The 8,382-nt window shown below is 64.8% G+C and carries 5 protein-coding genes; 1 reads left to right on the forward strand and 4 read right to left on the reverse strand.

The features are described from left to right. Positions 1 to 184 precede the first annotated feature (184 nt). Together GXP39_15695 and GXP39_15700 are read right to left on the reverse strand one after the other, a co-directional pair. On the reverse strand, positions 185 to 1,108 hold the full coding sequence (locus GXP39_15695) for a Gfo/Idh/MocA family oxidoreductase (GenBank protein NOZ29478.1): 924 nt from the start codon (positions 1,106 to 1,108) through the stop codon (positions 185 to 187). 370 nt (positions 1,109 to 1,478) lie between these two features. Next, a complete protein-coding gene (locus tag GXP39_15700) occupies positions 1,479 to 2,624 on the reverse strand; it encodes a hypothetical protein (GenBank protein NOZ29479.1) in 1,146 nt (381 codons plus the stop codon). Between the two features lie 464 nt (positions 2,625 to 3,088). Here GXP39_15700 and GXP39_15705 point away from each other — a divergent pair, with 464 nt between their 5' ends. Then, on the forward strand, positions 3,089 to 4,276 hold the full coding sequence (locus tag GXP39_15705; protein ID NOZ29480.1) for a hypothetical protein: 1,188 nt from the start codon (positions 3,089 to 3,091) through the stop codon (positions 4,274 to 4,276). A gap of 121 nt (positions 4,277 to 4,397) precedes the next feature. Here GXP39_15705 and GXP39_15710 read toward each other — a convergent pair whose 3' ends face one another. After that, a complete protein-coding gene (locus GXP39_15710) occupies positions 4,398 to 6,182 on the reverse strand; it encodes a hypothetical protein (GenBank protein ID NOZ29481.1) in 1,785 nt (594 codons plus the stop codon). 272 nt (positions 6,183 to 6,454) lie between these two features. Further along, positions 6,455 to 8,382 (reverse strand): hypothetical protein (locus GXP39_15715; GenBank protein NOZ29482.1); only part of this gene is annotated, 1,928 nt, incomplete at its 5' end.

Here is an 8,382-nt window from a genome sequence, read left to right on the forward strand (position 1 = left end):
TCCGCACCTCCCCTTTCAGGTGCGACCGCCCGTGGAGGGAAAAAGCGACAGGCGGGGGCCTCGCCCATGCTGTTCAGTTGATGCGAATAGGCGTCCCTTGCGAGCGCCCCTACCTGCGGATCGGACATCCCGTAGGGGCAACCCTCGTGGCTGCCCAGCGCATGGGACGCACAGCCATACGCCCTTACCGTACCTCGTCGAGCGCCACCGCTCGCCCCTCCCGCTCGCTGACGAGGGCAGCCTCCATGAATGCCATCATCTCCAGCGTCTCCTCCAAAGGCACCGGCTCCGGCGCGCCCTGGAAGAAGGGGATGATCCGTTTCAGCAGCTGGCTGTACAAGGGAATCTCCCGGGAGTAGAGGGTCTGGGCGACCTTGCGCTCGCCGAAGACGGTGGCGCCGTAGTCGATGGCGCCGCGGCGGATCCCCCGCATCATGCCGATACGGCCATCCGGCCACATCCCGACGACGAGATGGTAATCCTCGGTCGTGTGGCACGTGACCTTCTCGCAGCCGGCCTCCATGAAAGTGTACAAGATCTCCACACCGTGGACGCCATAAATGCTATACCAGAAAATCCCAGGGCAGTCTGGGACCACATGCGCCGGGCTGAAGGCGTCGCAGGCATAGACCGTCCCCAACTCCGGGTCCTCCTTGACCTTGACGATGTTGGCATCAAAACGCAACGAGGAGGCGGAGAAGACGGGGCAACCATGCTCCCGGGCCAGGCGATAGATCTCGGCCGCGTCGGCGTAATTGGCCGCCAGGGGCTTATCGATGAAGAGCAGCTTGCGGGCCTCGATCACCGGTCGGGCCTCCGCCAGGTGCCTGCGCCCGTCCACGCTCTCCAGCAGCACCGCGTCCACCTGCTCCAACAGCTCCTCGATGGAGGAGACCAGCTTAACGCCCCATTTCTCCGTCACCTCCCGCTTGAACCCCTCCACGCGGGAGTGGCTGAATTCCATGTCGGGACTGTACGAGGGATAGCCGGCCACGACCTTCCCACCCGGCACATGGAAGGGATCATCAGGATCGTTGAGCAGCTTGGTAAAAGCCGGCACATGTGAGGTGTCAAACCCGATCACACCGATGCGCAATTCGTCTGCCATGATCTTCTCCCTGTATGCGAATCTCGATCCAGCGGCCGAACGCTCCCGGCAGCCACTCCGACACCATCTGAATGATATCGGTCACGTCGTGAACGGCGTCATCCCCGCCTCAGAATGTGTCTGAAAAATGCCGTTGCTTCTGCTGGGGGGAGGCCCGGAGGGGCGGAGCCCCTCCAGAAAAAGCCCTTCTTTTGCCTTCGACCTGCCCGGCCTCGGCCTAGGTCCTGCGGAAAGGGCCGAGAAAGGCAGGTGCAGGCCGAAAAAGTAGGGTTTTCCGTGGAGGGGAGGACCCCTCCACACCTCCCCCTGTGAAGCTAATCGTTGAGGGAGCTCCCTCGGACATCTCGCCGGTAAACTTTCAGACACGCTCTCAACGGTGCTGCCGGATGGTCTCCAACACGGCCACCACGTTCTCAATCGGCGTATGGGACACGAAGTAATTGGAGCAGCCCACGATGATGCCCCCGCTCCGCTTGGCCTCCTCGAGGCAGGACAGCGTCTCGGCGATCACCTCCTCCCGGCTCCCCATATGCACCGTGTGGGAGCTAATGTTGCCCAGCAAGGTCAACCGCGGGAAGCGACGGCGGAGTTCCCCTAGATCCATCCCGGCGCGACGGTCGATCTCGTAAAACCCATCCACCCCGGAGCGTCCAAACAGGTCGTCGGCGATGGGCCAGAGATCCCCATCACTGGCGAAGAGGTGATAGGCCCCGTACTGATGGCATACTTCCGAAACCCGCTTCAGCCGGGGCAACACTAGCTCACGGAAGATCCTGGCCGAGTACATGGGACCCTCGTTGGAAGCGAGATCCCTCCCGCCGAAGAAGTACTTAAACCCCAGCGGGGCCAGGAAGCGAACATTGCGTATGGCGATCTCGACCTGGACGTCCAGGAGTCTGGATACCAGATCCGGCCGCAGGGCCATGGCCTCAAGCCATTCGGTCTCGGGGGGGATTCCGATGCTCACGCCGCCGACCCGGATCACCCGCTCGTGCCCCAGAAGGCGCTGGGCACGGATCTCGAATGCGAAGTCCTCTTCCCGGGGTTGATAGTCTTCTACGGCCCTCTCCCGCGCCGCGACCCACTCCTCCAACCGCTCGAGGGTGGCCCCGGCCTTGGGTTTATAGTCGAAGATATGGCATTGCTCGCTGTCCGGGTCATAGCGCAGGACGCGCCAGTCCTCCTCATCGCCGTATTCGTAAAGGAACGTATATTCATCAATGCGCCTGGTGGGCTTGACGTTGTACCGCCAATAGCTGGCCCGGATGATATCGTGGTCGCACAGGAGGGCAATGTCGATGGCGTCCTGAAACGAACGCTCGAGGAATTCCTGATGCGCCCCCTCGCCCAGCCAGAGCGCCACCGCCTCCCGCCACTGCTGGACCCCCCCGCCCACGTAGGCCTCGCGGCCCAGCAACGCCGAGGCGACCGCCGACGAGAAGCCGATGTGATGAACCGGCACCTGATCGGTCCGTCCCCCCTCGAAGGCCACGCGCACGCGCTCCCGTGCGTTCATGTCCCCTCCTTGCCCGCCCGGGGCCATCCTTCCGGGTCGACCGGCAGAAAGCGAAACAAAGCGCTAGCCCCCCATTCGAAGTTGGAGAGCTAGCGCTTGTCATCCAGGATGGATGCCGGGACGGACGGCCTGCTCGGTGCCGAGCGCTAACTCAGGCAACCGGGCAGGCAAAAGGCTCCGGACATCCCTATACATTCTGTCGTTGCCCCTCGGCCTCGCATCATCGGCCTCATATCCTGGCACTTGACCGTGCGAGAGTATACCATCGATCAGGGTAAGCGTCAACGGCTCGCGCTGCGGGGATCGTCATTTTGGCCTGTTTGACCCTCCTCTCTAGACCATATAGAATGTAGCCATTGTCCAGCGGGGCCGGCGATGAACAAATCCGGTCGCCCATGAACGTCCGCCTCCCCGCTCGCGGCCTCGTGCAGCGCGCACATCGTCAGACAACGGAGGGCCTGAAGATGAGAGGGCTCAAGTCAGGACTGGATTTCGATTTCGAGCGTTATCGGGAGCGTATGGAGGAAAGCAGGCGACGGCTTGAGATCGCCCGGCGCTTTCAAGAGCCCGATCGCGTTCCCATCCTCATCAGCACGGGAGGGAGCTACTACTCATGGCTCTCAGGCGTAGACGTCAGCGATTATTACAAGGCGGCCTTCGATAACCCCGATCTCCAGATCGAGGTGCAACTCAGCGGACAGCGCTGGGCGTTTGAGGAATTGCAGGACGACAGGACCGGGTATGGGGTTCGCCTTGATATAGGCCCTCTCGCCGAAGCCTTCGCCTTTAATCTGCCTATCGAATACAGGCAAGGCACCTCGCCCTGGATCGTGCGAACCATGAGCGTGCCCGAGGCAGCAGAAAAGCTCCAGGTCCCCGATCCCGAGCGACATCCCGGCGTGCAGAAGGTGTACAGGGCCTACGAACGGTTGAAGGAGAGGGTCGCGCAGCTCAAACTGAAGGTCCCGGTGAGCGGGGGGCTCAATATCCATCCGCCCTTGTCCGCCGCGTGTGGGTTCCTCGATGTAGAAGAGGTCTTCTACTACCTCGTCCAGGAGCCGCAGGTCGTCCATCGCCTGTTTGAAAAGCTGCTGCTCACCTTCTTCCGCCTCCGCGATTATCAGGATCGCTACTTCGGCACGCGGACTACCTCTATCGGCCTGGCGGATGATCACTCCGCGTTCATCAGCGATGAGATGTACCGCCGTGAGGTGATGCCCTACAACATGATCATCTACGCCCGTTACGGCCGAGAGGGGAGAAGCCTCCACGCCGATGGCCCCAACGATCACCATTTCGAGACTTACGCCAACATCATGAAGCTGACCTCCATGGACATCGGGGGCTTCTCCGATATCGCCAATGCCAAGCCCGTCTTCGCCGGCAAGGTCTTCTTCAGCGGCGGATTGAACTGCCGCGACCTGTACGGAGATTTCGAGGCCGCAAAGCCAGCCGTGGATAGGGCCTTGCGCATCGGGATGAAAGGTGGCGGCTATGCGCTGGCCGTCGGCGGGGAGACGTACGTGGGCGTGAACCCGGACACCCTGTGCCAGGTCGTCGCCTACGCCAAGAAGGTAGGGCGCTATCCGATGGACCCGGGCCTGCTCGGCGGCGAGGATGTCGATGAGGAGGCTAACCAGCGATCCTGGTAGGGGCGGGTCTGAGACCCGCCCATTGGCGTTCTTTGGAACGACATCGTTGAACTTGATGCCAATGAGGCGACGCGTGTTCATTTTAGGCGAAGATCCGTAAGACCCAGAAGGTAGGGGCGATTCATGAATCGCCCCTACCCTGCTCGATAGCATACTCCTGGCCTGATTGCACGTCAAAGGTGAAGGAGCGGAACGTAAATCCCCATCGCTGCACCGATCGCGTCTCTACCTCCTCCCCATTGACCTTCACCCGTCCCGCCACGCGGCCGAGCCAGAGCACGGTCGCGCCCGGTAGCGCCTGCGCGCTGCGCAGGCGCACGCTCGCCCCCTCGGGAGTTCGCTCGTAGCAATCCCAGCGCGCCTCGCGGCGGGCGAACTCCCACCAGCTGATCTCTCGGGCCGTCCACCACTCCATGCCCAACGCTTGGGCCCGCCGGATCACTGCGCGCAGAGCGTCGGCCACGCCGGGCTTGTCGATGTGCACCGGATGAAACAGGAAATGGACGATCCCGTGATGCCGAAAGGCCGCCTGGATCAACGGCTCCGCCAGCGCCTCCGGCGCGAACACGACGAGGTCCTGCGTCAGGGTCGGTAATTCCAGGATCTGGATCAGCCGGCCGTCAGGCGCGACGGGGAGATAGGGATGGCACGTGCCGAAGTTAAAGCCCGCTTCCCCCGTCTTGGAGGCCCCCTTCGATTGATCCAGCCGAATGCCCCGCTTGGCGCACCAATCGAAGAACTCCGTATCCCCCTCCCAACGCAGGTAGTGGTTCTTGTTCGTGATCGGCGCCTCACCGCCGAACAGGCAGGTCAGCTCCCGCCACTGCCGGTCGAAGGAGCGCTCATCCCACACGCGCCCCTCGGACATGGCGTCATAGTGCATCGCGAGCTCATGTCCCACCGCGCGAATATCCCGGATGAGCTCCGTGGCATAGCCGGGCAGGACGACACACCACGTGGAGTGGATGCGCTCCGCCTCCAGCACGTCCAAGAGCCGCCGTGCCCCGTCCGGGTCATTTTGGTCCGTATCGTGCGAGAGGTGGGCCAGGGCGGGCAGGTCGCGTGGGTACAGCCATAACACCGGGAGCGGGATCCCCTGTTGGGTCGCCAGGTAGAAGATCGCCCGCAAGATCAGCTCCCGCCACTGATCGGCGATGGGCTGGAGGAAGACGCTCAAGCCCGGCGCCCCCTCCAGCGGCTGGCGGTCGAAAAGCCAGTCCAGCACGCCGCCGTCGCCGCTCTTCAGCACGCCATCGCAAGCGGCCGCGGTCCCATCAGGCGCGGGCACGCCATCCCGGGTGACAGCGACGCCCTGCTGAATGCGCACCACGGCGCCCACGGCGTCCGGCGCGATGAGCATGCATCGCCCCCTCCGGACGACGCACTCCATCACGCCCCCGCGAGGCGTAGGACGCTGATGAGCATCCAGGACGCCCGCCAGCACGGTGGCCTCGGTCGGCCGGACGGGGAGGCCGTTAAAGTAGTGCAAAGGGATCTCTAGATGCGCCAGTACAGGGTGCGTCCGATGGCGCACGTCGAGATAGCCCTCGCCCAGTGTGTTGATTCCCCCGCCCCACCCCTGGTAGCTGGGCGGCTCCGGCTTTACACCCAGCATCTCCGCCATCCCGCAAGTCCCGCCGATGCTGAGCCACACGCCCCCGTCCTCCACCCACCTCTGCAGACGCTGCTTCGCCGTATCGGACAAAGTCTCCTCGCCCACCGTCACCAACAACGAGAGATGGGGTAGGACCTCCTCCAGATCTTCCCCGGAGACGTCCGCATAGCAGACGCCCGCGTGCGTCAGGATCTCGTGGATGTACTGCGGATAGCTGACCGAGCGCGCCGCGTTGGGCAGCGGCTCGGGGAACACGTACACACCGACCGGAACAGAAGTTTTCTTATTCACCAGATACCTTCCTTCATAGCCCGTAGGGGCGAGGCATCCTTAAAAGCACCCTCTGTAATGAACGCTGGCGCATCCGACGTAGAAGGCGTTCTTTGCAACGTCAGCATTGCAGGATGCCTCGCCCTTACATTACCGTATCGTAACGCACGCCTCACAGTGAGGTTAGCCTGCTCAAAGGGGACAACAGTCCCCATATCTCATGGGGCCAGGCCGGGCTCTCACAATGTCCAGTGTCGCGGACTGTTGTCCGCTTGGAGCCGTGGCTGCAGAGATCACCGTCCCTCCCACGTCATCCCGGGCGGGTCCCGATAGAAGCCCAGCGACTCCAGCAACATCTGTCCCTCGCTGCCCAACACGGGCGCGTCGTTCCATCGCTCCACGTGCACCCGGTGGGCCACGGTGCCGCCTCGCGTCCCCAGGTGAGTCACCAGTGCCTCCAGGCAACGCCGGACCACGGCCTCGGACAGGGCCTCGTTCACCCGCAGCGACCGGCCCCACCCCTGCGAGACCACCGCCGGCTGGCCCCGCCACAACACCACGTGCGTGGACGGCACCCGGGCAAAATCCCCAATTTCCAATCTCTCTGCACCGGTCTCCGGCAGCGCCGCCCCAAACACATTCGCCGGATCGCAAGCGCTCATGACCACCGGCTCCATTTCGTCCGCCTCCCGAGCGGCCCGGAGCTGTTCCACCGCCTCCGGCAACGCGAACTGGGCGCCCGCCAGCCCCGCCACGAAATATCCACGCCGCACCTCGCCCCGCATCTCCATGAGCTGCAACCGCCGGTAGATCGAGGGCCAGTCCCATCCGGCCTCCTCCCGCTGCACCAGGTCGCGCGTCACCACCCCCCAGCGCGCCAGCAATTGCCTCGCCTGGCGGTCGGCCCGCTCCTCCGCCGACAGAGGCTCCCCCATGACCCGGAAGCGACGGACCGGCGACCAGCGGCCGGCCCACATCGGCTCGGGCGGCTTCGGCTCCAGGCCCAGCCGACGGGCCACCCGCCGCTTCGCGTCCCGATAGACGACAGGACTGGGCCGCCGCACGCCGTGACTGCGCCGTCGTCGCCACGCCGCCAGCTCCGCCTCCAGCGCGCTCAATGGCCGGCGCGGCCCCTCCCGAGGTCGCTCGCGGGCCAGGATGCCCCGAAGGGCCTGCACGCTGTCGTTGGTCACCAGCCCCGCCATCATCAGGGCGAGCAACGCCTCCTCCACCTGGGCATGGGTCAGCCCCAGCGCCTCCTCCAGATCGGCGGCGAAGCACGCCCCCTCCTCCTGCAAGAAGTCCAGAACGCGACGGGCGGTCTCGTCCAGATCCTCGGGCGGCTCGCCCGCCTCCAGGAGGAAGGCGGCCCCCTCGCCCCGGAAGAGGAAGCGCACCCGGATCCGTCGCGGGTCCGCGCCCCCCTCCCCCACCCAGATCAGCTCGCCGCTTCGGCAGAGCGCGTCCAGGTCGGCCGGGTCGTACCGCGTCATCCGCAACGGCAGGATGTCGGCCTCCAGGGCGCTCGCTACCAGGGGGACGGCCCGCAACTGCTGGAGGATGCGCACCAGCCCATCGGGGCCGGAGAGCCGACACGCGGGGTGCAGATGCTGCCAGCGGACGAGGAAGTCGGCGAAGGTGTAAAGTGAGACGGGCTGCACCTCCCGGCGCAGGATGGTTAGCGTGCGCCGGTGGATCTGGGCCAGATTCTCCACGTCGATGAACTGGAGATCCCTCTCACCTTCTGCCCCCTGCTCACCACTATCCGCTAAATAACGCCCTCCGACGGCCGTCGACGGACGATCAGCGGAGCCAAAGCGCCCCTGGATAACCTCCCGACTCGCGACGAGGCCGGCCAGGGTGGCGTCCAGCCAGTCGGGCGGGAAGGCGTAGCGCGCCAGGATCTCGTCCCGGGTCAGGGGGCCGCTGTGGCGCAGGAGATCGCGCAAGATGTGCAAGCGAGCCTCATCGGTGGGCCATCGCTCCGCCAGCAGAGGATCGGGCACCGGAGCCGGGGGGCGCTCCGGCAATCCGAAGGCGTCCCGATAGCGCGCGTACGACTCGCTGGCGATCCAACGCCGGGCCGTCCCCTCGCCGGCCGGGATCTCGATCTCCATCGCCCGTCCCTGAGCGGCCAGCTCCGCCAGCCACTCCCGCCAGCCCGGCTGAGCGCGCGCCGCGATCTCCTCCTCGCTCAGGTCGCCCATCTCCTGCAACAGCA

The organism is Chloroflexota bacterium, from assembly GCA_013152435.1.
Taxonomy (GTDB): Bacteria; Chloroflexota; Anaerolineae; order DUEN01; family DUEN01; genus DUEN01.